Annotated in this window: 20 protein-coding genes; 7 read left to right on the plus strand and 13 right to left on the minus strand. The window is 59.4% G+C overall.

Features of this window, described 5'->3' with window-relative positions; all coding sequences use genetic code 11:
- Nucleotides 1-17: 17 nt before the first annotated feature.
- The 5 genes from ispG to ACTJK5_RS19795 all read right to left on the minus strand — a co-directional run bounded on the left by ispG (nt 18) and on the right by ACTJK5_RS19795 (nt 8,030).
- Entirely contained in the window at nt 18-1,268 is a 1,251-nt protein-coding gene (gene ispG, locus ACTJK5_RS19775; RefSeq protein ID WP_062424814.1) for a flavodoxin-dependent (E)-4-hydroxy-3-methylbut-2-enyl-diphosphate synthase, read from the minus strand.
- A gap of 284 nt (nt 1,269-1,552) precedes the next feature.
- A complete protein-coding gene (locus ACTJK5_RS19780) occupies nt 1,553-2,740 on the minus strand; it encodes an MFS transporter (protein ID WP_440613064.1) in 1,188 nt (395 codons plus the stop codon).
- A complete protein-coding gene (locus ACTJK5_RS19785; RefSeq protein WP_440613065.1) occupies nt 2,737-3,561 on the minus strand; it encodes a DeoR/GlpR family DNA-binding transcription regulator in 825 nt (274 codons plus the stop codon). Before ACTJK5_RS19785 ends, ACTJK5_RS19780 begins: the two co-directional genes overlap by 4 nt.
- Nucleotides 3,562-3,675: 114 nt before the next feature.
- Nucleotides 3,676-7,137, minus strand: a complete 3,462-nt coding sequence (pyc, locus tag ACTJK5_RS19790) for a pyruvate carboxylase (protein WP_062597410.1) — start codon at nt 7,135-7,137, stop codon at nt 3,676-3,678.
- A 122-nt stretch (nt 7,138-7,259) separates the two neighbouring features.
- Nucleotides 7,260-8,030, minus strand: a complete 771-nt coding sequence (locus ACTJK5_RS19795; protein ID WP_440613066.1) for a helix-turn-helix transcriptional regulator — start codon at nt 8,028-8,030, stop codon at nt 7,260-7,262.
- Between the two features lie 309 nt (nt 8,031-8,339).
- Between ACTJK5_RS19795 and ACTJK5_RS19800 the strand changes: the two genes are divergently transcribed.
- On the plus strand, nt 8,340-10,124 hold the full coding sequence (locus ACTJK5_RS19800; RefSeq protein ID WP_062424787.1) for a glucan ABC transporter ATP-binding protein/ permease: 1,785 nt from the start codon (nt 8,340-8,342) through the stop codon (nt 10,122-10,124).
- Between the two features lie 308 nt (nt 10,125-10,432).
- On the opposite strand, the gene ACTJK5_RS19805 is transcribed toward ACTJK5_RS19800, so the two are convergent.
- Nucleotides 10,433-11,134, minus strand: coding sequence for a DUF1013 domain-containing protein (locus ACTJK5_RS19805; protein WP_062424786.1), 702 nt, complete (start codon nt 11,132-11,134; stop codon nt 10,433-10,435).
- 230 nt (nt 11,135-11,364) lie between these two features.
- Between ACTJK5_RS19805 and acs the strand changes: the two genes are divergently transcribed.
- Nucleotides 11,365-13,323: an acetate--CoA ligase gene (gene acs / locus ACTJK5_RS19810; protein ID WP_440613067.1), complete on the plus strand. Its 1,959-nt coding sequence runs from the start codon at nt 11,365-11,367 to the stop codon at nt 13,321-13,323.
- Nucleotides 13,324-13,415: 92 nt separating this feature from the next.
- Here the strand turns inward: acs and ACTJK5_RS19815 are convergent, their stop codons facing one another.
- The 6 genes from ACTJK5_RS19815 to ACTJK5_RS19840 all read right to left on the minus strand — a co-directional run bounded on the left by ACTJK5_RS19815 (nt 13,416) and on the right by ACTJK5_RS19840 (nt 20,005).
- Nucleotides 13,416-14,423: a TRAP transporter substrate-binding protein gene (locus tag ACTJK5_RS19815; RefSeq protein WP_062424784.1), complete on the minus strand. Its 1,008-nt coding sequence runs from the start codon at nt 14,421-14,423 to the stop codon at nt 13,416-13,418.
- Between the two features lie 84 nt (nt 14,424-14,507).
- Complete coding sequence (locus ACTJK5_RS19820) at nt 14,508-15,785, minus strand: TRAP transporter large permease (RefSeq protein WP_062424783.1); 1,278 nt, start codon at nt 15,783-15,785, stop codon at nt 14,508-14,510.
- A gap of 3 nt (nt 15,786-15,788) precedes the next feature.
- Nucleotides 15,789-16,319: a TRAP transporter small permease gene (locus tag ACTJK5_RS19825; protein ID WP_062424782.1), complete on the minus strand. Its 531-nt coding sequence runs from the start codon at nt 16,317-16,319 to the stop codon at nt 15,789-15,791.
- A gap of 116 nt (nt 16,320-16,435) precedes the next feature.
- The gene (locus ACTJK5_RS19830; RefSeq protein WP_440613068.1) at nt 16,436-17,596 is read right to left on the minus strand and encodes a fumarylacetoacetate hydrolase family protein; all 1,161 of its coding nucleotides are present in this window, start codon (nt 17,594-17,596) and stop codon (nt 16,436-16,438) included.
- 193 nt (nt 17,597-17,789) lie between these two features.
- Complete coding sequence (locus ACTJK5_RS19835) at nt 17,790-18,509, minus strand: FadR/GntR family transcriptional regulator (RefSeq protein WP_062424780.1); 720 nt, start codon at nt 18,507-18,509, stop codon at nt 17,790-17,792.
- Nucleotides 18,510-18,559: 50 nt separating this feature from the next.
- Nucleotides 18,560-20,005, minus strand: coding sequence for an FAD-binding oxidoreductase (locus ACTJK5_RS19840; RefSeq protein WP_440613069.1), 1,446 nt, complete (start codon nt 20,003-20,005; stop codon nt 18,560-18,562).
- Nucleotides 20,006-20,159: 154 nt separating this feature from the next.
- Here ACTJK5_RS19840 and denD point away from each other — a divergent pair, with 154 nt between their 5' ends.
- The 5 genes from denD to ACTJK5_RS19865 all read left to right on the plus strand — a co-directional run bounded on the left by denD (nt 20,160) and on the right by ACTJK5_RS19865 (nt 25,169).
- Nucleotides 20,160-21,146, plus strand: coding sequence for a D-erythronate dehydrogenase (gene denD, locus ACTJK5_RS19845; protein WP_440613070.1), 987 nt, complete (start codon nt 20,160-20,162; stop codon nt 21,144-21,146).
- Nucleotides 21,143-22,045: an NAD(P)-dependent oxidoreductase gene (locus tag ACTJK5_RS19850; protein ID WP_440613071.1), complete on the plus strand. Its 903-nt coding sequence runs from the start codon at nt 21,143-21,145 to the stop codon at nt 22,043-22,045. Before denD ends, ACTJK5_RS19850 begins: the two co-directional genes overlap by 4 nt.
- A gap of 174 nt (nt 22,046-22,219) precedes the next feature.
- Complete coding sequence (locus ACTJK5_RS19855) at nt 22,220-23,653, plus strand: aldehyde dehydrogenase family protein (RefSeq protein WP_440613072.1); 1,434 nt, start codon at nt 22,220-22,222, stop codon at nt 23,651-23,653.
- Nucleotides 23,654-23,761: 108 nt separating this feature from the next.
- Nucleotides 23,762-24,736 (plus strand): threonine ammonia-lyase, encoded by a 975-nt coding sequence (locus ACTJK5_RS19860; RefSeq protein WP_343108018.1) that lies wholly within the window; start codon nt 23,762-23,764, stop codon nt 24,734-24,736.
- Between the two features lie 34 nt (nt 24,737-24,770).
- Entirely contained in the window at nt 24,771-25,169 is a 399-nt protein-coding gene (locus ACTJK5_RS19865) for a (R)-mandelonitrile lyase (RefSeq protein ID WP_062597518.1), read from the plus strand.
- Between the two features lie 50 nt (nt 25,170-25,219).
- On the opposite strand, the gene ACTJK5_RS19870 is transcribed toward ACTJK5_RS19865, so the two are convergent.
- Nucleotides 25,220-26,323 carry an NAD(P)/FAD-dependent oxidoreductase gene (locus ACTJK5_RS19870; RefSeq protein WP_440613073.1) on the minus strand — a complete coding sequence of 368 codons (1,104 nt, stop codon included), beginning with the start codon at nt 26,321-26,323 and terminating at the stop codon, nt 25,220-25,222.
- Nucleotides 26,324-26,486: the final 163 nt, after the last annotated feature.

Consider the following 26,486-nt stretch of genomic DNA (forward strand, 5'->3'; position numbering starts at 1 on the left):
ATTTTCACGGTCGAGACTCACTCCGCCGCGTCCTTTTGGCCAAAACGTTTTTCGATATAGTCGATGACCAGCGCCTCGAAGTCCGAGGCGATGTTCGGACCGCGCAAGGTCAACGCCTTTTCACCATCGATAAAGACGGGTGCGGAAGGGCTCTCGCCGGTTCCGGGCAGCGAAATGCCGATATCGGCATGCTTGCTTTCGCCCGGACCATTGACGATGCAGCCCATGACGGCGACGTTCAGCGCTTCGACGCCTGGATATTTCTCACGCCAGACCGGCATGTTCTTGCGAATATCGTTCTGGATGTTCTGCGCCAGTTCCTGGAAAACGGTCGACGTCGTGCGCCCGCATCCCGGACAGGCGGCAACCACGGGAATGAACTGGCGAAAACCCATGACCTGCAACAGTTCCTGCGCCACCTGCACTTCGCGGGTGCGATCGCCATTCGGCTCCGGTGTCAGCGACACGCGGATCGTATCGCCAATGCCCTGCTGCAGCACATAACCCATGGCAGCCGACGAGGCGACGATGCCCTTGGAACCCATGCCGGCTTCGGTGAGGCCGAGATGCAGCGCGTGGTCGGAGCGCTCCGACAGCATCGAATAGACCGCAATCAGATCCTGGACCTGGCTGACCTTGGCAGAGAGAATGATGCGGTTGCGCGGCAGGCCGATCTCTTCGGCAAGCTCGGCGGAAATCAGCGCCGACTGGACGATGGCTTCGCGCGTGACCTGACGGGCGGACAGCGGAAAACCGGCATCCTTGTTCTTGTCCATGAGGCTCGTCAGCAGTTCCTGATCGAGCGAACCCCAGTTGACGCCGATGCGCACCGGCTTGTCGTAGCGGATCGCCATCTCGATGATGTCGCCGAACTGCTTGTCCTTCTTGTCCTTGAAGCCGACATTGCCGGGATTGATGCGGTATTTCGCCAGAGCCTCGGCACAGGCCGGATGATCGGCGAGCAGTTTGTGGCCGATATAGTGAAAGTCGCCGACAAGGGGCACATCCATGCCAAGCCGCAACAGGCGATCGCGGATTTTTGGAACGGCAGCAGCGCTCTCATCCCGGTCCACGGTGATGCGGACGATCTCCGAGCCCGCGCGATGAAGGGCTGCAACCTGCTGGACCGTCGCATCAATATCGGCCGTGTCCGTATTGGTCATGGATTGCACAACGACCGGCGCACCGCCACCGACGATCACGCCACCGACATCGACGGCAACGGAGGCGCGGCGGGGCTTCGGATCGTAATCGGCGTGTGCGTTCATCATGGTCTCTGCAACTGCGGTAAGGGTCATCATTCAGGTGGATCAAGGCGGGCGCCTTGTCAACATCGAAGCATTCAACTGTCAAAGCGTGTCGCTTCGCTCTCACACTTTACGGTCTTCTTGTTCGCATGGCGTTATCGCAAAACCGCTTCACACTTTTGCGCGCCCTGCTTTATTTTACCGCAATCGTGGCGAAATTCGAGCCCGTCTCACACCCGACTCAAAACGAGAGCGCTTCCTTAGCGATTGGAAGCGCTCTAGCCGGCCGGAATGATTGGCGTGGCTCAGTGACCGCTAGCCCCATCGGCATGACGAGCAAGCCTGGAGAGCAGCAGCACGACCACGTGCAGAAGCGGAATAAAGAGGAAGACGCTCGCAAGCCCGGTATGTTCGGCGATGAAGCCAATGGCCGAGGGCGCGACCAGAATGCCGGAATAGCCCATGGTGGTGACGACAGACAGACCGATGCCAGGCGCCAGCCCCGGCATGTTGCCGGCAGCGGAAAAAGCGATCGGCACCATGTTGGAGATACCGATACCGGCAATGGCAAAGCCGATAATGGCAATGAAGGCGTTTCCGGCAGCACCCGCGATCAGAAGACCGATGATGGACAGGGCCGAGCAGACTTGCAAGGTGCGCACGGCGCCAAGACGCTCGCGCACCAGGTCGCCCGCAAAGCGCATGACCGCCATGGTCAGCGAGAAGGCGGCGAAGGCAAAGCCGGAAACGGCAACCGATGCGCCAAGCTCGTTGCGCAGATAGAGCGCACCCCAATCGAGGACCGCGCCTTCCGGCACCATGGAAAACAGTGCCATCAGGCCGATGATCCAGGGCAGCGGTGTAAGCGGCAAGCCACCCTTTGGCCGTTCTTCTTCAGGGTGAGGACGATCCACCATGACGCGCGGCCAGGCAATTGCAAGAAGGGCTGCAGCGATGATGGTGAGCGCAACGGCGTGACCATAGATGCCGATCTTGGTGATGAGCAGACCGCCAAGACCCGCACCGATCAGGCCGCCAAGGCTCCAGAAGGCGTGGCATGACGACATGATGGCGCGCCGCATGCCGCGCTCCACCGCAACGGCATTGGCATTCATCGCCACATCCATGGCGCCCGTCAGACCGCCGAAAAGAAAGACAGTGATGACGCCCGCCCAGACGGTGTTGGAGAGAGTGATGAGAAGCAGTGTCGGCACGAAGATGGCGGCGCAGAAGAGCGTCACGGAGCGCGACCCGATGCGGGCGATCTGCGAACCGGCAACCGGCATGCAGGACAGCGAGCCAAGACCAAAGACGAGAATGACAAGCCCAAGCTCAGCCTCACTCAGCGAAAGGCGCTTGGCAAATTCGGGAATCATCGGCGCCCAGGAGCCCATCATGAAGCCGTTCATCAGGAACAGCAGGGAGACGCCAAAGCGGTTTTTCGTCATATAGGGGGTGCGGGCGGTGGAGACGGACATGGGGGAGCCGGTCATGCGAGCTGGTCCTTCGGCGAATGCGGATGGGATGAGGCACGGGCGTCACGCCCGGCAAGGTGAATGTCGAGATTTTGTCTCCGGAGATCGCGGACGAAAGCCTCATCCGCATCGCTCTCCAGAACAAGGGTGAGGTCGGGAGTGAGCGCCGCCACGTGGAAGGCCGCGCCCATACCAAGCTTCTCGGTGGTGATCGCCGCCAAGGTTCTGGCACTCGCCTTGCAGGCCAGCCGCTTGAAGGTCGCGTCCTGATAGATGTCGGCGGACAGCCCGCCATCAGCCGTCATGCCGCAGACGCCGAGGATGCAGAGGTCGGGTCGCATATCCTCCAGCTGGGAGATCGCCACTGTATCGATGGCGGCACCGACGGCGGGATCAATTCGCCCGCCGACCACGATCAGCTCCAGATCGGCGCGGCCGGAAAGTTCTGCCGCGATCACCGGCGTATTGGTGATGACGGTCAACCCCGCGCCCTTCGGCAGGTGACGAGCGATGGCAAGATTGGTGGAGCCGGCATCGAGAAAGATCGTCATTTTCGATGTGATGCACGCCGCCGCCGCTTGGCCGAGCATATCCTTGCGGTCCTGCATATCCGTCACGCGGTGGCTGAGCGGCACCGTCTTGCCACCGGATATCAGGGCCCCGCCATAGACGCGCTCGCAAAGTCCACGCCCTGCCATATCGCGAAGATCGCGCCGGATCGTGTCTTCCGAAACATCGAAAGCCTGGGCGAGATCCTGCGCGAGAACGCGGCCCTTGCTCTGCAGCTCGGCGAAGATCAGTGTCTGACGCTCGCTGACGAAGTGGTCGATTTTAGACATTCGGCACCAACATGTGGAATCGTGCACAAACATGCATACATGTCGGAAGGCTTATCTACAAGCGGAAATGCCCGCACGGTGGCGGGCATTCTCGTCACTCTTGATGTCGCTTCGTTATTCTGCGTAGACGACCAGCAAATCCTTGGCATCGATCTGATCACTTGGCCTTACGAGGACTTCGGCGATTTTGCCGTCCCGCTCGGCATGCAGTGCCGTTTCCATCTTCATCGCTTCGATGGAGACCAGAACGTCGCCCGCCTTCACATCCTGGCCGGCATTGGCGAAGACGCGGGAGATAACGCCCGGCATCGGCGCGCCGACATGGGCGGCATTACCCGGCTCTGCCTTGCGGCGGGCAGCCGAGCCACTGGCACCATGGGCACGGTTCGGCACCTTGATGCGGCGCGGCTGGCCGTTGATCTCGAAGAAGATGGTGACCATGCCCTTGTCGTCGACACCCGAAGACGCCTGGTTGACGATGACGAGGGTCTTGCCGCGTTCGATATCTGCAAACAGCTCCTCGCCATCCTCCATGCCGTAGAAATAAGCATGGGTCGGCAGTACCGAGACAGGACCGTAGGTTTCCGAAGCAAGCGCGAAATCGGTAAAGACCTTCGGATACATCAGATAGGAGGCAAACTCGAAATCATCGACCGGACGCTCCAGCTTGGTTTCGATCGCCTTGCGCTCCGCATCGAGGTCGGCATCTTCCAGAAGCGAGCCCGGGCGAACGGTGTAAGGCTTCTCACCCTTCAAGGCCTTCTTCTGCAGCGCTTCAGGCCAGCCGCCCGGCGATTGGCCGAGATCGCCCTTGAGCATGGAGACAACTGAATCCGGGAAGGAAACTTCCCTTTCCGGGTTTTCGACATCGGCCACCGTCAGATCCTGGCTGACCATCATCAGCGCCATGTCGCCGACCACCTTGGAGGATGGCGTGACCTTGACGATATCGCCGAACATCTTGTTGGCATCGGCATAGGCCTGCGCCACCTCATGCCAACGGCTTTCAAGACCGAGGGACCGCGCCTGTTCCTTGAGGTTGGTGAACTGGCCGCCTGGCATTTCATGCAGATAGACTTCCGATGCCGGTCCCTTGAGGTCGCTTTCGAAGGCCACATACTGGTTGCGCACCGCTTCCCAGTAGAAGGAGATGCGACGGATCCACTCCGCATCGAGACCGGTGTCGCGTTCCGAACCGGACAACGCCTCGACGATCGAACCAAGGCAGGGCTGAGAGGTGGTGCCGGAGAAGGCATCCATCGCCGCATCCACGGCATCCACGCCCGCATCGACTGCGGCTAGCACGGTGGCCGCAGCAATGCCCGACGTATCATGCGTGTGGAAATGGATCGGCAGGCCGGTTGCTTCGCGCAGGGCCTTGAACAGAACCTTCGCGGCGGCAGGCTTCAGAAGACCCGCCATATCCTTGACGGCGATGATGTGCGCGCCGGCCTTTTCAAGCTCAGCGGCAAGATTGGTGTAATATTTGAGATCGTATTTCGGCCGCGCCGAATTCAGCAGGTCGCCCGTGTAGCAGATCGTCGCCTCGCAGAGCTTGTTCTCTTCGGCAATCGCATCCATCGAGACGCGCATGTTTTCGACCCAGTTCAGGCAATCGAAGACACGGAAGAGATCGACCCCACCCCTTGCCGCCTGACGGACGAAATATTTGACGACGTTGTCCGGGTAGTTCTTGTAGCCGACGCCATTGGCGCCGCGCAGAAGCATCTGCAGAAGCAGGTTTGGCGCGCCTTCGCGGATCAGCGCCAGACGCTCCCATGGGTCTTCGGTCAGGAAGCGCATAGAGACGTCGAAGGTCGCACCGCCCCAGCACTCCAGCGACAGAAGCTGCGGTAACGCCTTGGCATAGACGCTTGCCACGCGGGCGATGTCATGGGTGCGAACGCGCGTTGCCAGAAGCGACTGGTGACCGTCGCGCATGGTCGTGTCGGTGACGAGGACGCGCTTTTCGTTGCGCATCCAGTCGGCGAAGCCTTTCGGCCCCAAACTGTCCAGCAACTGCTTCGTACCGTCCGGCGTCGGCGCTTCGATGTAGGGCACGACGGGCTTGACGGCCTTGTCGGAAGGCGTGGCGCGACCTTTGGTTTCCGGGTGACCGTTGACGGTGACGTCGGCCAGATAGGTCAAAAGCTTGGTGGCGCGGTCCTGACGCTTCACCTGGGCAAAAAGCTCCGGCGTCGAGTCGATGAAACGCGTCGTATAGGTGTTGTTGCGGAAGCTCTCGTGACCGATGATCGCTTCCAGGAAGGTGAGATTGGTCGCCACGCCGCGGATACGGAATTCGCGCAGCGCGCGGTCCATACGGCTGATCGCCTCATCGGGTTTTGGCGCCCATGCGGTGACCTTGACGAGCAGCGGATCGTAATAGCGGGTGATGACGGCGCCGCTATAGGACGTGCCGCCATCCAGACGAATGCCGAAGCCCGAGGCCGAACGATAGGCGGTGATGCGACCGTAATCGGGAATGAAATTGTGCTCGGGATCTTCCGTGGTGATGCGGCACTGAAGCGCGTGACCGTTAAGACGGATATCCTTCTGCTCAGGCACGCCGGATTCGGGCGTGCCGATGGCAGCACCCTCGAGAATGTGGATTTGCGCCTTGACGATATCGATGCCGGTGACGACTTCGGTCACCGTGTGCTCCACCTGGATGCGCGGATTGACCTCGATGAAGTAGAACTTGCCGGTATCGGCATCCATCAGATACTCGACCGTGCCGGCGCCGATGTAATTCGTCGCGGCTGCGATCTTCAACGAATAATTGGCAAGCTCCTGGCGCTGCGATTCCGACAGATACGGCGCTGGCGCGCGCTCGACCACCTTCTGGTTACGCCGCTGGATGGAGCAGTCACGCTCGAAGAGATGGACGACATTGCCATGCGTATCGCCAAGGATCTGGCTTTCCACGTGGCGGGCGCGTTCCACCAGCTTTTCCAGATAGACTTCGTCCTTGCCGAAGGCCGCCTTGGCTTCGCGCTTGGCTTCGGTGACTTCGCGCGCCAGATCTTCCTTTTTGCGAATGGCGCGCATGCCGCGACCGCCGCCGCCCCATGAGGCTTTCAGCATCACCGGGTAGCCGATCTCCTCGGCCATGCGTTCCACCTGCGCAAGATCATCCGGCAGAGGCTCGGTGGCCGGAACAACCGGCACACCAACCGAAATCGCCAGATTGCGCGCGGCCACCTTGTTGCCGAGCTGACGCATGGTTGCCGGGCGTGGGCCGATGAAGGTAATGCCGGCGGCATCGCAGGCATCGACAAATTCAGGGCTTTCCGACAGGAGGCCGTAGCCTGGATGGATGGCGTCAGCGCCCGAGAGCTTGGCGACGCGGATCACTTCCTCAATCGACAGATAGCTCTCGATCGGACCCATATCCTTGGCAAGATGCGGACCGCGTCCGACCTGGTAGCTTTCATCCGCCTTGAAGCGGTGCAGGGACAACTTGTCCTCTTCGGCCCAGATGGCGACCGTTTTTATACCGAGCTCGTTGGCGGCGCGAAATACGCGGATTGCGATCTCCGAACGATTGGCAACGAGAATTTTCGATATCTTCAAAACGGCCTCCCAAGAACCTTATGAGCACTCCAACATGCTGCACCGCGGAATTAAGCAGCAAAACCGCATGTTGGAAAGGACGATTTTCATCATCCTGGTTCTGGTCCGCGCGTCTGAATGCGTCAACCAATCAAGCCGCAGCGAAACGCAAGCGCCACGACATGCTGGCGGTTTCGCGCACCGAGCTTGCGCTGGATACCGCTGAGGTACCAATCCACCGTATGACTGGTGATCGAAAGGGCCTTGCCGATCTCCGGCGATGTGTTGCCGAGCGCCAGTAGCGTCAGCACATCGCGCTCCCGGCGCGTCAGCTGCGCCACCGAAAGATCCGGAGAGGAAAGCAAATCTTCCGAGTGTCCGGTCAAATCCGCAACACGCCAGAACGTGACACGCATGACCGCATCGAAGATCGCCAGTTCACGTTCTGTCAGATGGCAGCCAAGGCCGCTGATGACAACGCCACCCAGCATGCCGTTGCGCCCGTGAATTGGAAAAGCATAGCCTTCCCGCAGTCCATGTCGAGCCGCATCCTGAAAAAGTTTCGCCGCACGCTTGCGATGCGTCGCCTGCGGAAGAAGGCACACCGCATCCCGCCACCGCACCGGTTTTTGCAAGAGACAGAGCGATCGCTCGATGGGATCGACCTCACTATACTTCTTAGCGTCGTAAATCGCGGGCCACCCCTCGGGCTGCTGCTGCGCCAGCACCTCATCCTTGACCGCGGCCCGCCGGACGGCGCGTCGGAAAATACGATAATAGTCAAACCCGTATTGGCTCATAACCTGCTGGAAAGAAAAAAGAAATTCATCCAGACCCATTGGCTCTGCATGGGTGTCCAGGAACGTAAATAGGGTCTGCATCTCAAAATAGATCCTGGCAATAAAAAAGACCACAAACCTTGCAGGGGGTAGGTCTTTCGCACCCCTTAGCAGCCAAGTTCAAACGCGGCAAATATGTAATAAAGAAACGTGTCATGCATTGAAACTTTTCCGCGAAATGGATCGATTTGACAATCCAAAATATTCAGATGGTGCAGAACGCGATTTTTTTCGAGTCTCGCTTCAAAAGCCCCGGCGTTAAGCGCCCATTCATGTAGAAAGAGCGATAAAACAACTGCTTGCATAGCCCGCAATCGCCCTTGTCGCTGACGGTAAGGGTTTCGCCCCAAAGGGCAGGACTGACATGAAGACGGGATTTGGAAATTGACACTGTTTCAAGTTTACACGCGCGCCCTGCGCTACCTTGCAACCAACAAATGGCGGGTCACGATCGTTGTTGTTGCAAACGTTATTCTTGCGGCAATCACCATCGCTGAGCCGGTTTTGTTCGGCAAGATCATCGATGCGCTGTCGACAGGGTCCGTTCCAACCAACATCCTCATTCTTTGGGGTGCGTTCGGCCTCTTCAATACAGTGGCTTACGTTGCCGTGGCGCGTGAGGCGGACCGGCTTGCCCATGGGCGCCGCGCCTCGCTTCTGACCGAAGCCTTCGGCCGCATCATTTCCATGCCGCTATCGTGGCATCATCAGCGCGGCACTTCCAACGCGCTGCATACGCTGTTGCGCGCCAGCGAGACGCTGTTCGGCCTCTGGCTCGAATTCATGCGCACCCATCTGGCAACCTTCGTTGCCGTCGCGCTGCTGATCCCGACTGCCTTCTCGATGGACGTTCGCCTGAGCTTCGTGCTGGTGGGCCTGGGTATTTTCTATTGGTTCATCGGCAAGTGGGTGATGAACCGCACGAAGGAAGGCCAGGCCTCCGTCGAGGAGCACTATCACACCGTTTTTGCCCATGTGAGCGACTCGATCAGCAACGTCTCGGTGCTGCACAGCTACAACCGCATCGAAGCCGAAACCAAGGCTCTGAAGTCCTTCACCGAGCGCCTGCTGAGCGCCCAGTACCCGGTTCTCGACTGGTGGGCTTTCGCCAGCGCGCTGAACCGCACGGCCTCGACGCTGTCGATGATGATCATCCTCGTCATCGGTACGATCCTGGTGAAGAATGGCGAGCTTCGCGTCGGTGACGTCATTGCCTTTATCGGCTTTGCCAACCTGCTGATCGGCCGCCTCGACCAGATGCGCGCTTTCGTCAGCCAGATTTTCGAAGCCCGCGCCAAGCTCGAGGACTTCTTCAAGCTGGAAGATTCCGTCCAGGAGCGTGAAGAACCGAATTCGGCTCGCGAACTCGGTCACGTCGAAGGCACGGTCGAATTCCGCAACGTCAATTTCGGCTTTGCAAACACCAAGCAGGGCGTCCATGACGTCTCCTTCGTCGCCAATGCCGGTGAGACGGTCGCCATTGTCGGTCCGACGGGTGCAGGCAAGACCACGCTCATCAACCTGTTGCAGCGTGTCTATGACCCGAGCTCCGGCCAGATCCTTGTGGACGGCATCGACATCTCGACAGTGACGCGCCAGTCGCTCAGAAGCTCGATTGCAACCGTGTTCCAGGACGCCGGCCTTCTGAACCGCTCGATCCGCGACAACATCCGCCTGGGCCGCGATTCGGCAACCGACGATGAAATCGTCCAGGCCGCAACTGCGGCGGCTGCGACCGACTTCATCGACAGCAGACTGAATGGCTACATGACGCAGGTGGGTGAGCGCGGCAACCGTCTCTCCGGTGGTGAGCGCCAGCGTATCGCCATTGCCCGTGCGGTTTTGAAGAATGCGCCGATCCTGGTTCTGGACGAAGCGACGAGTGCGCTCGACGTGGAAACCGAAGCACGCGTCAAGGACGCCGTCGATGCGCTGCGCAAGGATCGCACCACCTTCATCATCGCGCACCGTCTGTCGACTGTCCGCGACGCCGATCTGGTGCTGTTCATGGACAATGGCCGGATCATCGAGAAGGGTACCTTCGATGAACTCAGCCTGCGCGGTGGCCGCTTCACCTCGCTGCTCAGAGCAAGCGGCCTTGTCAACGACGACGAAAAGACCGGTGTGCCATCTATCAACATGCCGCAGCGACAGATGAACCACGCATAAGACAAAAAAGACGTGATGATTTCAGATTGACCTCCGCAGCCCTGCGCTGCGGAGGTTTTTCTTTTGCAGTTTGCTCGAACGGCAGAAAGCAAAAAGCCCCGGCGCAAACCGGGGCTTCAATAGGGGCATTCTGGATGCGGGCAGTATCAGGACCGACCAAACGCCTTACAGTCTGTTCAAGAATTGCTGTTGGTCTGACGAAAATGGTGGTTTCGAGAACCGGAGCGCAGCGTACTTAAAGTACGTGAGCACCGGAAGCACAGAAATTGCCATTTGCAGGCGGCCAACGGCGATTATTGGATAGACTGTTAGTAGTTGTCGTCCTCGTCTTCATCCTTGCGGGTAGACTTGAGCGAGGAGAGCTTGGCGAAAACGGCGTTGGCGTCGATTTCTTTTTCTTCTTCGCGCTCATAGTTGAAGCCGAGCTTTTCGGTGGTGCTTGCAGGCTGCAAGGTCGCATCCAGTTCTTCCTGGGTGGGAAGCGGGCGACCGCGCGATGCGCGCTCGACTTCGAGGTCGAGATCGATCTGGCTGCAGAGGCCAAGCGTGACCGGGTCCATCGGTGTCAGGTTTGCGGCGTTCCAGTGGGTGCGGTCACGGATCTGCTCGATGGTCGACTTGGTGGTGCCGACGAGACGCGAAATCTGCGCGTCCTTCAGCTCCGGATGGTTGCGCACCAGCCAGAGAATGGCATTCGGACGGTCCTGACGCTTGGACACCGGCGTGTAGCGCGGGCCACGGCGCTTGGATTCTGGAACGCGAACCTTCGGCTCGGAAAGCTTCAGCTTGTGGTTCGGGTTGCCTTCGGCGCGTTGGATTTCATCGCGGGAAAGCTGACCTGTTGCGATCGGATCGAGACCTTTGATGCCCTGCGCTGCTTCACCATCGGCGATTGCCTTGACCTCAAGCGGGTGAAGCTTGCAGAACGTGGCAATCTGATCGAACGACAGCGCCGTGTTGTCAACGAGCCAGACAGCCGTCGCTTTCGGCATGAGCAGTGTTTGAGCCATAGATACAATCCTTCTGAGCGTCCGCGCCGGTGTCGCGGGCGTGGAATGAAACCACTGATTTCCGGAAATATGAGCGCTCTATAACCGGATTGCATCAGAATTGCAATTGTTCGAGAAACAAATGACCTTTGTCTAATTGCCGGATGTCACCAACCTGTTATGAATTGGACACATGACTGGAGGACAGGAGTCTCCAGACTTAAAAAGACAATCTGCATGAGGAGGAGTTCATGTCTGCGAAGATCTACCCGGTTCTCAAATCGGCCAAAACCGGCACTCTGATCGACAATGACCGCTATCTGAAATGGTATCAGGACAGCGTGGAAGATCCGGAGAAATTCTGGGGCAAGCACGGTAAGCGGATCGACTGGTTCAAGCCATATACCAAGGTCAAGAACACCTCCTTCAAGGGCAAGGTGCCGATCAAATGGTTCGAGGACGGCCTCACCAACGTCTCCTACAACTGTATCGACCGCCACCTGAAGACGCATGGCGAACGCACCGCGATCATCTGGGAAGGTGACAATCCCTATATCGACAAGAAGATCACCTACAACCAGCTCTATGACGCCGTTTGCCGCCTCGCCAACGTGCTGAAAAAGCACGGCGTCAAGAAGGGCGACCGCGTTACCATCTATATGCCGATGATCCCGGAAGCGGCCTATGCGATGCTTGCCTGCGCCCGCATCGGTGCCATCCATTCCGTCGTCTTCGGCGGCTTCTCTCCCGAAGCGCTGGCCGGCCGAATCGTCGACTGCCAGTCCACCTTCGTCATCACCTGCGATGAAGGCGTTCGTGGCGGCAAGCCCATTCCGCTCAAGGAAAACACCGACAAGGCGATCCATATCGCCGCGCGCCAGCACGTCATCGTCAACAAGGTCCTGGTCGTGCGCCGCACGGGCGGCAAGACCAACTGGGCGCCCGGTCGCGACCTTTGGTACCACCAGGAAACCGCGAACGTAAAACCCCATTGCGAGCCGGTGAAGATGAGGGCGGAAGACCCGCTCTTCATTCTCTATACATCAGGCTCCACCGGCAAGCCGAAGGGTGTGCTGCACACGACCGGCGGCTATCTCGTCTATGTGTCGATGACGCATGAATATGTCTTCGACTACAAGGATGGCGACATCTACTGGTGTACGGCCGATGTCGGCTGGGTAACGGGCCATTCCTATATCGTCTATGGACCGCTTGCCAACTGCGCCACGACGCTGATGTTCGAAGGTGTGCCGAACTTCCCCGACCAGGGACGTTTCTGGGAAGTCATCGACAAGCACAAGGTCAATATCTTCTACACCGCACCCACCGCGCTTCGGTCGTTGATGGGCGCCGGCGACGAGTTCGTCAAGCGCTCGCAGCGCTCCAGCATCCGCCTCCTCGGCACGGTCGGCGAGCCGATCAACCCGGAAGCCTGGGAGTGGTATTATCATGTGGTCGGCGAGGATAAGAGCCCGATCGTCGACACATGGTGGCAGACGGAAACCGGCGGCATCCTGATTTCGCCGCTGCCCGGTGCCACCGACCTGAAGCCCGGTTCGGCCACCCGCCCCTTCTTCGGCGTCAAGCCGGAACTGGTCGATGCCGAGGGCAAGGTGCTGGAAGGTCCGGCCGACGGCAATCTTTGCATGACCGACAGTTGGCCAGGCCAGGCGCGTACCGTCTATGGCGACCATCAGCGCTTCATAGAGACCTACTTCTCCACCTATAAGGGAAAGTACTTCACCGGTGATGGCTGCCGGCGCGACGAGGATGGCTATTACTGGATCACCGGCCGCGTCGATGACGTGCTGAACGTCTCCGGCCACCGTCTTGGAACCGCAGAGGTGGAATCGGCGCTCGTCTCGCACAGCGCCGTTTCGGAGGCGGCCGTGGTTGGCTATCCGCACCATATCAAGGGACAGGGCATCTATTGCTATGTGACGTTGATGGCGGGCAAGACCGGCGACGAAGCGCTGCGCGCCGAACTCGTCAAGCATGTGCGCGATGAGATCGGCCCGGTGGCAACGCCGGACAAGATCCAGTTCGCTCCCGGCCTGCCGAAAACCCGCTCCGGCAAGATCATGCGCCGAATCCTGCGCAAGATCGCCGAAGACGATTTCGGCGCGCTCGGCGACACCTCGACGCTCGCCGATCCCGCGGTCGTCGATGACCTGATCGAAAACCGCCAGAACAAGCCTGTAGCGGCTTGAGGCCTTTATGGGCGCCTCACATGTCCTGAGAAACAAAAACGCCCGGCGACGATCTGTCACCGGGCGTTTCGGTATTGAAATCTTAGCGCAAACTACTGAGCGCGAACTTCCTTGAGCTTGGCCTGAATGCCGTCAACGATATCTGCACCAATTTCAGCCTTGTGCTTTTCGTAGACGACCGCGGACTTTTCGCGGATACGCGCCTGCTCTTCCGCAGACAGCACGTTCACCTTGAGACCGGCTTCCTTGATCTTGTCCAGCGACTTCTGATTCAGCGCGCGGATGACCTTGCGCTCTTCGTCACGACCGACAATTGCGCATTCACGAAGGGCTGTCTGCTCTTCGGGCGTGTAGCTGTCGAAGATCGGCTTGGAGAAGAGGAAGAGGAACGGCGTGTAAGCGTGGTTCGTCTCGGTGACGAATTTCTGCACCTCGTAGAACTTCGAGGTGTCGATCGTCACATAGGGGTTTTCCTGTGCATCGATCGCGTTGGTCTCAAGTGCGGAGAACACTTCGCCAAAGGCCATCGGCGTTGCATTGGCGCCGAGGTTCTGGAAGGTGTCGAGGAAGATGTTGTTCTGCATCACCCGGACCTTGAGGCCCGAGAAGTCTTCCCACTTGTCGACCGCGCGCTTGGAGTTGGAGAGATTGCGGAAGCCGTTTTCCCAGTAGGCCAGATTGACGAGGCCCTGCTCTTCCAGCTTCTTGTTCATCATGTCGCCGAACTCGCCATCCAGAACGGCATCGACTTCCTTCGTGTTGGAGAACAGGAAGGGCAGATCGAACACGCCAAGCGCCGGGATCAGCCCGACGAGCGGTGAGGACGAGGTGACGACGGCTTCCTGAACGCCCGAACGCAGTGCCTGGGTTGCCTGCAAGTCGCCGCCGAGGGCGCCGCCCCAGAATGCGGTCATCTTCAGCTTGCCGCCGGTTTTCTCGTCGAGGCAGGCCTGCATGGCCTTGATGCCGTTGCCGACCGGGTGATCTTGGTTGATGCCGTTCGATACGCGGATCATGCGGCTGTTGTATTCAGCAAAAGCGGGTGCGGAAGCACCGGCGGTGAAGGCGATGGCTGTCGTGAGTAGAAGTAGCTTTCTCATGGTTTCCTCCCTTGGAATTGAGCATTTCCAGTCAAGATGTATGCGGCTTTACGACCGCAAAAGTGATTGGGTGAAGGGGTAACCTCACCGCAGATATTGCAGCGGCACCATGACGATCTGCGGGAAGATCACCAGAAGGGCCAGAACGATGGTTTCGGCGACCAGGAACGGCCAGACGCCGACCGTCACCTTGCCGAGCGGAATGCGCCCGACACCCGAAACCACATTGAGGACAACACCGACCGGCGGCGTGATGAGGCCGATGGCATTGTTGATGATGAAGAGCACGCCGAAATAGACCGGATCGATGCCCGCCTGCTTGACGATCGGCATCAGGACAGGCGTCAGGATCAGGATGGTAGGTGTCAGGTCGAGCGCAGTGCCGACGATGAAGACCAGCACCATGATCACGGCCATCAAGAGCATCGGACGGTCGATCAGAGGTTCGATGAAGCCTGCAACCTCAGCCGGAATATTGGCAGCGGTGATCAGCCAGGCAGAAACAAGTGCTGCGGCAACCAGGAACATGATGATCGATGTGCTCTTGGCAGCCCGAAGCAGCACATGCCACAGATCGGCAGGCTTCAATTCGCGGTAGATGACCATACCGACAAAGAGTGCGTAGGCCGCAGCAATGACGGCGGCCTCCGTCGGCGTCATGATACCGGCCTTGATGCCGCCAAGAATGATGACTGGCATGCCGAGGGCCCATCCCGCACGGCCCGTCGCGACCAGACGTTCCTTTGCCGTCGTCTTCGGCAGCGGCTGGACGTTATCCTTGCGCACGACAATCAGCCAGGCGATGATCAAGGATGCGCCCATCAGAATGCCGGGCACGATACCGGCGAGGAAAAGCTGGGTGATCGAGACGTTTGCCGCAACACCGAAGACGATGAAGGCCATCGACGGCGGAATGACGGGGGCGATGATGCCGCCGGCAGCGATCAAACCGCCGGAACGCGGAATATTGTAACCGGCCTTCGCCATCATCGGGATCAGGATCGCCGCGAGTGCGGCGGTATCCGCCGCCGCCGAACCGGAGATCGACGCCATGATGATGGCGGCAACGATGGCAACGATGCCGAGACCGCCGCGAATATGGCCGACCAGCGCAATCGCAAAGTCGATAATGCGGCGCGACAGACCGCCGGAATTCATCAATTCACCGGCCAGGATGAAGAAGGGAATGGCGAGCAGCGTGAAGGTGTCGGCGCCGGAGATCATGTTCTGGGCGATGATCGCCGTATTGAACATGCCCATGTACCACATTAGCACGACGCCGCAGAACATCAGCGAAAAGGCAACGGGAACGCCGATTGCCATGGCGCCGAGAAGCGAGCCGACAAAAACCAGAAGTGTCATGTGTCAGCGCTCCGAAAGCTGTTCGATGGTGAGATTTTCACCGGCGAAGGCGGCAATCTCGTCTTCGCGGACCTTGCCGGTCAGAAAGCGATAGAGGCGTTCGAGCGCGATGATGAACATGATTCCGCCGGTGAACATGCCCACGCCATAGACCCAGATCATCGACAGCCCAGTTACAGGTGCATGCATGCTGGCATTGATGGCGGACTGCTTCCACGTTCCCCAGAAGAAGATCGCCGAGCACAGAAGAATGATGATGTTGGACAGGATCATGCAGAAAATGCGCCAGCGCCGCGACAGGAACATCACCAGCGTTTCGATGCCCATATGGCTGTTTTCGCGGAAGGTGACAACCGCGCCGATGAAGGTGATCCAGACGAAGAAATAGCGCGCCAGTTCTTCCGAGACGTTGATGCCGGAATTCATGGTGTAGCGCATGACCACATTGACGAAGACCATGATTGCCATGCCTGCAAGAAGCGCGACGAGAATGGTCTCGAGGATGCGGTAAAAAAGATTGATGACTTTCTGCATCTTTCCCCTCCCGAGAATGATCCGAAGCGGCGCGAACACAAAGAGGCGCGCGCGCAACGTTTTAAGCCTGTGGATATGCGTGTCGCGTCAGCGAGATCGCTCGCCTGCGACGGACGTTATAGAAGCCCGCGCTTTGCGAGATTGCGCATCAATGCCGTCGTGCCGAAGGTCCATTCCGGACAATCGGATGTGCTGGCCACCCAGTTGATCAGCTTGCCCAATTTCGGGCTTGAGATTTCCACGCGGTCGCCCTTGGCATGGGTGAAGCCGAGACCTGGACCATGACGATCCTTGACCGGAGCGAACATCGTGCCGAGGAAGAAGACGGCGCCATCCGGATACTGGTGATCGCGGTTCAAAAGCTGCGACACCAGATTTTCCGGCGTGCGGCTGATTGCCTGCATCGGGCTGACGCCCGTCATGGTGAACCCGTCTTCGCCTTCGACGAGCAGCGAAATCTGTGCCTGCTTCACGTCGTCCAGTGTAAACTTGCCGTCGAACAGACGGATGAACGGGCCGATGGAGCAGGACGCGTTGTTATCCTTCGCCTTGCTCAGCAGCAGGGCGGAGCGCCCTTCAAAATCGCGCAGGTTGACGTCATTGCCAAGGGCTGCGCCGACGATGCGGCCATCGGAGGTGACGGCGAGCACCACTTCCGGTTCGGGATTGTTCCACTGCGACTTCGGATGCACGCCGATCAGCGAGCCGCAGCCGACGGACGACATGGGTTGCGCCTTGGAGAAAATCTCCGCATCCGGGCCGATCCCGACCTCCAGATATTGCGACCAGAGGCCCATTTCCTGCAGCAGGCGCTTGACCTCGGCAGCCTTTTCGGAGCCGGCCTCGACACCCTTGAGACTATCGCCAAGCACTGGAGCCAGACGGCCGCGGATGTCCTGCGCACGCTGCGGATCGCCCTTGGCCTGTTCTTCGATGACACGTTCCAGCATGCTGTCGGCGAAGGTGACGCCGGCCGCCTTCACGGCCTGAATATCGTTTGGCGAAAGCAACTGTCCGGCGGAGCCATCAAGAAAGGCTTCAAAGGCACCGAGCGCTGCAAACTGCAGCGTGTCTGACAGACGATCGACGAGATCGTGCATTTCGAGCAGTTCCGAGACGGTCGGCGCAAGCCTGGAGAGATCGTAGAGAACGCCATCCTTCAACAGGACGGGGCATGGGCCGTCTTCGCTCTTGGACCAGACGCGACCAATCAGGATCGCATCCCGATGATCTTCCGGCAAAATTGCAGCAGCATCGACAGTCCTGATTTCGACCAAGCTTGATCCCTCCCACTTTCAGCCCATCCGACCACTGCCTCCACAGCAATTATATTGTCTGGATGTCTGACAACCTGAATACGTCAATCTTCTTAGTATGAGAAAAGGCCTTAGTCCAGCCTGCCAGACGCCGAATTTTCGAGGAAATTTACAGCCCGTTGTGGGCAGGACCAATCGCGCCGGCGCGAAAGGCCTATTCGTAGATTTCCATCTCGAGATTCAAGCGTTTTGCGGCACCCACCAGATGGGCGCGCATGGCGGCGCGTGCGGCTGCAGCATCGGACGCAGCAATGGCCTCGTAGATCGGCACATGCTCCTGGATGGTGGTTTCCAGGATTTCGCCGAAGACCGCGCGTGAAAAGGCAACCTTTATCGCCGAGCTGATCCGCTCGGCGATAAAGCCGAGAAACATCGAGAAATAATCGTTCTGCGTCGCCTCTGCCAAGGTGCGATGAAAATCGAGATCGGCAGGAATACCGTCCTTGTCCCAATCCGGCGCATTGCGCATATTGTTGAGCGCCGCTTCCAGCCGGCTCAACTGCTCCGGCGTGCGGTTGACGGCGGCAAGACCGGCAGCCTCGATTTCCAACGGCAGACGCAATTGGAAGAGATCGCGGAATTTATCGGGATCGGTCAGCTTGGAGCGCTCGATACGGATCGATACGCGGTGGCGCGGATCGCTGACGAAGGCTCCGACCCCCTGACGTGTTTCGACCGCACCCTCGTTGCGAAGCTGGGCGATGGCCTCGCGCACCACCGAACGGCTGACGCCAAACGTCTTGGACAGCGCATGCTCGGTCGGCAGCTTGTCGCCGGCTTTCAACTTTCCATCATTGATCTCACGCGCGATCTCCGCGGCGATCCGGCCAGGAAGATGATCGGTGCGGTGAATCTGGCTGAACTCCAGCGTCATGATGGCTCCTGGTGGACATGAACGCCGAAGGACGGCGCACTTTCATTCTTCTAGCTAGCCGCTTGTAGGGCAAGCTGGCAACCGGGATTCATGCGAAGCTTCGGATCGAAGGCGGCTTTCAGCCGCTCGATCATCTCCCGCTGGACGGGGCCGAGACGGCTTTCGAAATCCCCCCGCTTCAAGCGGCCGATTCCGTGCTCGGCACTGATGCTGCCGGCGTAACGGTCCAGCACCGCATTGACGATGACCTTGGCCTTGTAAATGTAGTGATCCCGTTCCTCACGCGTGCTGCCATTGGGCGGAAGCACGTTGAGATGCACATTGCCGTCTCCCACATGACCGTAGGATACCGCGAGGCATTCCGGCAGATCCTTGGCCAGTGCCGCCTCCGCTTCTGCAACGAATTCGGCAAGACGCGACAGCGGCACGGAGATATCGGTGCGCATATGGGCGCCGCGCAGCGCCTGGCCCTCATTCATGCCCTCGCGGAAAAGCCAGAGTGATTGCGCCTGCGCGCGCGAAGAGGCAATGACGCCATCGAGCACCAGCCCGTCTTCCATCACGCCTTCGAGAAAGCGGCTCATCAGATCGCTGGTATCGACCAGACCAGAGCCTGAAATTTCCATCAGCACATAGGCGGCATAATCGCCAGCGATCGGCATTTTCAGATCCGGAATGGCTTCCATGGCAAGCGTGAAGGCGACCGGCGGCATGAACTCGAAAGCCGACATCAGATCGCAGCACTCACGCCGCGCGCGACGATAAAGCTTGATCGCATCATCGAGCGAGTTCAATCCGAGAAGCGCGGTCTCGACATGCTCGGGGTTGGGATAGAGCTTGACAGAGACGGCGGTGATGATGCCAAGCGTTCCTTCCGCGCCGATGAAAAGCTGCTTGAGATCGATGCCGCGATTGTCCTTGCGAAGCGTCGACAGCCCGTTCCAAATCGTCCCATCCGCAAGAACAACTTCGAGACCGAGCACCAATTCGCGCGTCATGCCATAGCGCAGCACATTGATGCCGCCGGCATTGGTCGAAACGTTGCCGCCGATGCGGCAGGATCCTTGCGCACCAAGAGACAACGGGAAGAACATGCCCTTTTCCTGCACCGCATCCTTGAACTCCGACAGGATGCAGCCAGCCTCCACCACGGCGGAAAAATCATCCGTATCGATGGCGCGGATCGCATTCATGCGCTCTAGGCTGAGAACGATCTGGTGATCCGGCGCATCGGGCACGCCACCAAGAACGAGACCGGTATTGCCGCCCTGGGGGACAATGGCGAGGCCAAGCTCTGCGCAGAGCCGCACGGTCACGGCAACGTCTTCCACAGTGCGTGGGCGAATGACGGCAACGGCACTGCTTGAGACATCGCCATGCCAGTCGCGGCAGTAGCGGACCATTTCTGCCGCGTCCGTCAGCACCAGCCCCTCGCCAAGACCGGCCTTCAAAGAAGCCTGCAACTCCTCGCGTGATTGCGCATGAACCTTGAGCATATGCCCCCTCGCCTCCACCCAGGCGGTGACGCTTCTTTGGCGTCTCCGCTCTTAAATTTTTCGGTTTTTCAAAATACTGTTTTCAAGCCAGTCATATAAGGTTATCAGACAACCTTACAAGTCAAATTTTGTGATGCGGTGGAGGAGAAACCAGATGCATGTAGCGATTATCGGCGCAGCCGGAATGGTAGGACGCAAGCTGACCGAAAGGCTGGTTCGCGAAGGAAGGCTGAACGGCAAGGACATCGAGGCATTCACCCTGATCGATGTGTTTCAGCCCGAATCGCCAGTTGGCTTCAAAGGTAAGGTCGATGCACGCGCCGCCGATCTTTCCGCCCCCGGAGAGGCCGAAAAGCTGGTCTCCACAAGACCGGATGTGATCTTCCATCTCGCGGCCATCGTTTCCGGCGAAGCAGAGCTCGATTTCGACAAGGGCTACCGCATCAATCTGGATGGCACGCGTTATCTCTTCGATGCGATCCGCCTTGCCAATGGCCAGGATGGCTACAAGCCGCGGGTGGTCTTCACCTCGTCCATCGCCGTCTTCGGCGCACCGCTGCCTTACCCGATCCCCGATGATTTCCACACCACGCCGCTGACCAGCTACGGCACGCAGAAGGCAATCTCGGAGCTGCTTCTGTCCGATTATACGAGACGCGGTTTCTTTGAAGGCATCGGCATTCGCCTGCCGACGATCTGCATCCGCCCCGGAAAGCCGAATGCCGCCGCCTCCGGCTTCTTCTCCAACATTTTGCGTGAACCTCTGGTCGGCCAGGAAGCCGTGTTGCCGGTGCCGGAGACCATCCGCCACTGGCATGCTTCGCCCCGTTCGGCTGTCGGCTTCCTGCTGCATGGCGCAACGATCGATACGAATAAGGTCGGTCCACGCCGCAACCTCTCTATGCCGGGCCTCAGCGCCACGGTGGGCGAGCAGATCGAGGCGCTGCGCAAGATCGCCGGCGAAAAGGCCGTCAGCCTCATCCGCCGCGAGCCGAATGAGATGATCATGCGCATGTGCGAAGGCTGGGCACCCGGCTTCGAGGCCACCCGCGCCCGCGAATTGGGCTTTACAGCCGAGACGAATTTTGAAGAGATCATCAAGGTTCATATCGAAGACGAGCTGGGAGGTTCGCTGAAATGACGGAGTCGGGCAAACAAGCGCGCACCATCGCCTTTATCGGCACCGGCCTGATGGGCGGGCCCATGGCCCGCAACCTGTTGAAAGCCGGCTTTACGGTGCGCGTCTGGAACCGCAGTGTGGAGAAAGCGCAGGCGCTGGTGGAGCATGGGGCGGTTCTTGCCGCCTCCCCTGCTGACGCGGCGAAAGGTGCCGACATCGTCATCACCATGCTGAGCGATGGCAATGCCGTTGGCAATGTGCTATTCGACATGGGTGTTGCCGAGGCGCTGGAAAAAGGCGCCGTCGTCATCGATAGCAGCTCCATTGCCCCGCCGATCGCTCGTGACCATTCGCAAAAGCTGAAAGCGCTTGGTATTGCCCATGTGGACGCACCGGTTTCCGGCGGCGTGCCGGGCGCAACTGCCGGGACGCTGGCAATCATGGCCGGTGGCGATGAGGCAATGGTGACAAGTCTCGGCGATGTCTTTTCCGCCATGGGTCGCCTGACCTATGTGGGACCATCCGGTGCAGGCCAACTGTGCAAGCTCGCCAATCAGCAGATCGTTGCCATCACCATCGGCGCAGTGGCGGAAGCGATGATGCTGGTCGAAGCCGGTGGCGCATCGCGCGAAGGGTTCCGCAACGCCATCCGTGGCGGCTTTGCCGAAAGCCGCATTCTCGAACTGCATGGCGAGCGCATGGTCAAGCGCAACTTCGTGCCCGGCGGTCCCTCCAAATTCCAGTTGAAGGATCTGAACGGCGTTCTTGCCACCGCCAAGGATCTCGATCTGGCGCTGCCGCTGACGGAAGAAGTGACCCGCGCTTTCGATGCCTTCGTCGGCAATGGCGGTGCCGATATCGACCATAGCGGCCTGTTGCTGCATCTGGAAAGACTGAACAAACGCGAGCACCAAGACTGACTTAAAAAATCATACAATTAGACGCCCGAATACCTTTCGCGATGGCATGACATGACATAGGGTCACCGCCGACCTCGTCGGGCGCTCTGCCGCGGCGGACAACGCGAAGGAGCAGGGCTTCGCCCCCACGCTGCCCGAGCACTGAAAATTAAAGCTATTACAGGGAGTGCACCAATGACAATTCACCAAAACCTTATCGGCGGCGAATGGATCGGATCCGAAACGTCGAAGAACATCAATCCTTCTGACACCAACGAAGTCGTTGGCCTATACGCACAGGCTTCCGCTGAAGACGCCAAGCAGGCGATTGCCGCTGCCAAGGCCGCTTTCCCGGCCTGGTCGCGCTCCGGCATTCTCGAGCGTCACGCTATCCTGAAGAAGACCGCCGATGAAATCCTCGCCCGCAAAGAAGAGCTTGGCGCGCTTCTCGCCCGCGAAGAAGGCAAGGTTCTGGCCGAAGGCATCGGCGAGACCATCCGCGCCGCCCAGATTTTCGATTTCTTTGCCGGCGAAGCACTGCGCCTGGCAGGCGAAGTCATTCCGTCGACTCGCCCGAACATCGGCGTTGAAGTCACCCGCGAACCGCTTGGCGTCATCGGCATCATCACGCCTTGGAACTTCCCGATCGCCATTCCGGCCTGGAAGATTGCACCGGCGCTTTGCTACGGCAACACCATCGTCTTCAAGCCTGCTGACCTCGTTCCCGGTTGCGCCTGGGCGATCGTCGATATCCTGCACCGCGCAGGCCTGCCGAAGGGCGTTCTGAACCTCGTCATGGGTCGCGGCTCCGTCGTCGGTCAGGCGATGCTCGACAGCCCGGATCTCGCTGGCATCACGTTTACCGGCTCCACCGGCACCGGCCAGCGCGTTGCCGCGTCCTCGCTGCCATTCAACCGCAAGTTCCAGCTGGAAATGGGCGGCAAGAACCCCTTCGTCGTTCTCGATGACGCAGACCTTGGCGTTGCCGTCGAAGCGGCCGCAAATTCCGGCTTCTACTCCACCGGACAGCGTTGCACCGCCTCTTCGCGCATCATCGTCACCGAAGGCATCCACGACAAGTTCGTGGCAGCACTTTCCGAGCGTCTGGCCAAGATCAATGTCGGCAATGCGATGTCGAAGGACACCCATGTCGGACCGGTCGTCGATGAAAAGCAGTTGAAGCAGGATTGCGACTATATCGAAATCGGCAAGAAGGAAGGCGCCAAGCTCGCCTTCGGCGGCGAAGTGCTGAAGCGCGAAACCCCCGGCTTCTTCCTGCAGCCAACGCTGTTCACCGAAGCCACCAACGATATGCGCATCTCACGTGAGGAAATCTTTGGACCGGTCGCCTCCGTCATCCGCGTCAAGGATTACGACGAGGCTCTGGCCGTTGCCAATGACACGCCTTTCGGCCTGTCTTCGGGCATCGCCACCACCAGCCTGAAGCACGCAACGCACTTCAAGCGCAACGCTGAGGCCGGCATGGTCATGGTCAACCTGCCGACCGCTGGCGTCGACTTCCACGTGCCGTTTGGTGGCCGCAAGGCATCCTCCTTCGGCCCACGTGAGCAGGGCAAATATGCCATCGAGTTCTTCACCACGGTGAAGACGGCCTACACGCTGGCCTAATCAACAGGCAGAGACGAAAATCCCCGGCTTCGTCCGGGGATTTTTTTGGCTTCACGTCGCTGCATTTGGCCCTATGGTAGGCACCATCTGGAATGACGTGAGACGATGATGACCGATATTGCGATGATCGAAGCCGCCCGCCAGCGTATGAACGGCGAGGCAATCCGCACCCCCTTGATGTCTTCTCCCTTTCTTGACGAGATTGCCGGCCGCAAGGTCCTGATCAAGCCGGAATGCCTGCAGCGCACCGGCTCCTTCAAGTTTCGTGGCGGCTGGTCGGCGGTCTCGGCACTGGAACCAGAGGTGCGAAAGCGCGGCGTCATCGCCTTTTCCTCCGGCAATCACGCCCAGGGCGTCGCACTGGCGGCAAGTCTTCACGGTGTACCCGCCGTCATCATCATGCCGCGCGATGCACCGAAGATCAAAATCGAAAACACCAGAGCCTATGGCGCCGAGGTCGTGCTCTATGATCGCGCCAATGAAGATCGTGACGCAATCGGCGCGACGCTGTCCGAAGAACGCGGCCTGACCTTGATCCGCCCCTATGACGAACCGCTGGTGATCGCAGGCCAGGGAACGGTCGGGCTGGAGATTGCCGAACAGGCGCGGGAGGCCGGTATCGACAAGGCAGAGGTGCTGGTTTGCTGCGGTGGCGGCGGGCTGACATCGGGTGTCGCGCTTGCCTTGGAAGCCAGGGCCCCGGGCCTGAAGGTTCGTACCGCAGAACCGGAGCATTTCGATGATGTTGCGCGTTCGCTCGCCTCGGGAAAGATCGAGAGAAACGCGGCCCTCAGCGGCTCCATCTGCGACGCGATCATCACGCCGCAGCCCGGCAACATTACCTTTCCGATCCTCAAGCGCCTTTGTGGTGCTGGTATAGCCGTGACCGAAGAAGAGGCGCTGCGGGCCATGGTGCTCGCCTTCCAGCGCCTGAAAATCGTAGTGGAACCGGGTGGTGCCGTGGCACTGGCAGCTGCGCTGTTCCACGGAAATGAGCTTGACACCGATACCGTGATCGCCGTGGCATCCGGCGGCAATGTCGATAGTGCCATCATGGCGGACGCGCTGTCGAAATACGCCTGATCTTCAAGCGTTCAACGAGACGAGGAACATGATCATGGAAATCACCCGCGCTGGCACGAAACCATCGGGCAAAGGCCCTGCCGACTATTTCACCGGAACGGTCCGCATCGATCCACTGTTCAATCCGCATGATGCAGAGCGCGTGCAGGGCGCGCAGGTGACGTTCGAACCCGGTGCCCGCACAGCTTGGCATACCCATCCGCTTGGTCAGACACTGATCGTCACATCCGGATCGGGCCTGGTGCAGCGCGAAGGTGGCCCGATCGAAAAGATCGCTCCTGGCGATGTCGTCTGGTTCTCACCTGGTGAGAAGCACTGGCACGGCGCATCGCCACAAACCGCCATGACCCATATCGCCATCCAGGAAGTGAAGGACGGCAAGGTCGTGGACTGGATGGAGCAAGTGACCGACGCTCAGTACACGGGCGACTAAAGCGTAGGCCGAAGGACCCACGGCAATCTAACGTGGCGGTTTGAGACGCGCTATTCGGCCAGTCTCGAAACAACCTCACCCGCAATTGCCAGCGATGCCGTCAAACCGGGGCTCTCGATACCGAAAAGATTGACGAGGCCGGAAACGCCATGCCGCTCCGGTCCGTCGATGCGGAAATCCATCGCGGGCTCTGAAGGTCCGGAAATCTTGGGCCTGATGCCGGAATAGGCAGGCTGGAGCGCGTCATCCGGCAGACCTGGCCAGTATCGGCGGATCGCCTCGTCAAAGCCCGCAGACCGTTTCGGATCGACGGCGTAATCGATACGCTCGATCCACTCGATATCCGGACCGAAACGCGCCTGTCCGGCAATATCGAGCGTCAGATGCACGCCGAGGCCATGGGCATGGGGTGCCGGATAGATGAGTCGCGAAAATGGCGCTCTGCCTTTCAGCGAGAAATAGGAGCCCTTGGCATAATAGGCTTCAGGAACATGTGCCGAAGGCAGTCCTTCGACTGCGCCGGCAATCTGTGGCGCAACCAGCCCTCCCGCATTGATGAGCGTTCGGCAGGTCAATTCCACCGGCTCGCTCCCGCCGACGAAGACCCGGAAGCTTTCCTCTTCCACGACCGCGCGCAGGAACGGCGCCCTGTAAGCCAGGCTGCCGCCCGCATCTTCCATATCGCCGAGCAGCGCCAGCATGTAGCCATGGCTATCGATGATGCCGGTCATCGGTGACGACAATGCCGCCTTGCAGGAGAGTGCCGGTTCCAGACGCCGGGCCTCGGACGCACTGATCAGATCCAGCGCCTCGCAACCATTGTCGAGACCTCGCCGCTGTAGGTCTTCGATGAGAGGAATTTCTGCCTCAGCGGTCGCCACGATCAGCTTGCCGCACCGGCGATGCGCGACGCCATGACTTTCGCAATAGTCATAGAGCCGCTGTCGCCCCTCCACGCAGAGCCGCGCCTTCAGGCTGCCTTGCGGATAATAGAGCCCGGCATGAATGACCTCGCTATTGCGAGAGGAGGTCGCGCTGCCGAATTCGGCTTCCTTTTCCAATACGATAACGGATTGGCCCTGAAGCGCGAGCGCCCTCCCGACCGCAAGGCCGATAACACCCGCCCCTATGATGATCGCATCGATATCCGCCACGCGTCTTTCCCACCTTCTACCCATTGAACCGAAACACCGCTCGGACGTTAAGGAATCGTGAATGCGGTAGATCGGACCTTGTTGGGAGGCAAGTCACGACCAGTATTTTCCCCACAAGCCCAATCTTATGGAAATTTATCTCTACTGGAACACTAGAGAATAG

Source organism: Agrobacterium sp. 22094 (genome assembly GCF_052046015.1).
Taxonomy (GTDB): domain Bacteria; phylum Pseudomonadota; class Alphaproteobacteria; order Rhizobiales; family Rhizobiaceae; genus Agrobacterium; species Agrobacterium cavarae.

What these genes read in the sequence shown, in the direction of transcription:
- ACTJK5_RS19815 (WP_062424784.1), bottom strand. Translation starts at nt 14,423, where the DNA reads ATGAGAAAGCTACTTCTACTCACGACAGCCATCGCCTTCACCGCCGGT.
- ACTJK5_RS19785 (WP_440613065.1), bottom strand. Translation starts at nt 3,561, where the DNA reads ATGTCTAAAATCGACCACTTCGTCAGCGAGCGTCAGACACTGATCTTC.
- ACTJK5_RS19780 (WP_440613064.1), bottom strand. Translation starts at nt 2,740, where the DNA reads ATGACCGGCTCCCCCATGTCCGTCTCCACCGCCCGCACCCCCTATATG.
- acs (WP_440613067.1), top strand. Translation starts at nt 11,365, where the DNA reads ATGTCTGCGAAGATCTACCCGGTTCTCAAATCGGCCAAAACCGGCACT.
- ispG (WP_062424814.1), bottom strand. Translation starts at nt 1,268, where the DNA reads ATGAACGCACACGCCGATTACGATCCGAAGCCCCGCCGCGCCTCCGTT.
- ACTJK5_RS19855 (WP_440613072.1), top strand. Translation starts at nt 22,220, where the DNA reads ATGACAATTCACCAAAACCTTATCGGCGGCGAATGGATCGGATCCGAA.
- ACTJK5_RS19860 (WP_343108018.1), top strand. Translation starts at nt 23,762, where the DNA reads ATGACCGATATTGCGATGATCGAAGCCGCCCGCCAGCGTATGAACGGC.
- ACTJK5_RS19825 (WP_062424782.1), bottom strand. Translation starts at nt 16,319, where the DNA reads ATGCAGAAAGTCATCAATCTTTTTTACCGCATCCTCGAGACCATTCTC.
- ACTJK5_RS19840 (WP_440613069.1), bottom strand. Translation starts at nt 20,005, where the DNA reads ATGCTCAAGGTTCATGCGCAATCACGCGAGGAGTTGCAGGCTTCTTTG.
- ACTJK5_RS19820 (WP_062424783.1), bottom strand. Translation starts at nt 15,785, where the DNA reads ATGACACTTCTGGTTTTTGTCGGCTCGCTTCTCGGCGCCATGGCAATC.
- ACTJK5_RS19865 (WP_062597518.1), top strand. Translation starts at nt 24,771, where the DNA reads ATGGAAATCACCCGCGCTGGCACGAAACCATCGGGCAAAGGCCCTGCC.
- ACTJK5_RS19850 (WP_440613071.1), top strand. Translation starts at nt 21,143, where the DNA reads ATGACGGAGTCGGGCAAACAAGCGCGCACCATCGCCTTTATCGGCACC.
- ACTJK5_RS19835 (WP_062424780.1), bottom strand. Translation starts at nt 18,509, where the DNA reads ATGACGCTGGAGTTCAGCCAGATTCACCGCACCGATCATCTTCCTGGC.
- ACTJK5_RS19805 (WP_062424786.1), bottom strand. Translation starts at nt 11,134, where the DNA reads ATGGCTCAAACACTGCTCATGCCGAAAGCGACGGCTGTCTGGCTCGTT.
- denD (WP_440613070.1), top strand. Translation starts at nt 20,160, where the DNA reads ATGCATGTAGCGATTATCGGCGCAGCCGGAATGGTAGGACGCAAGCTG.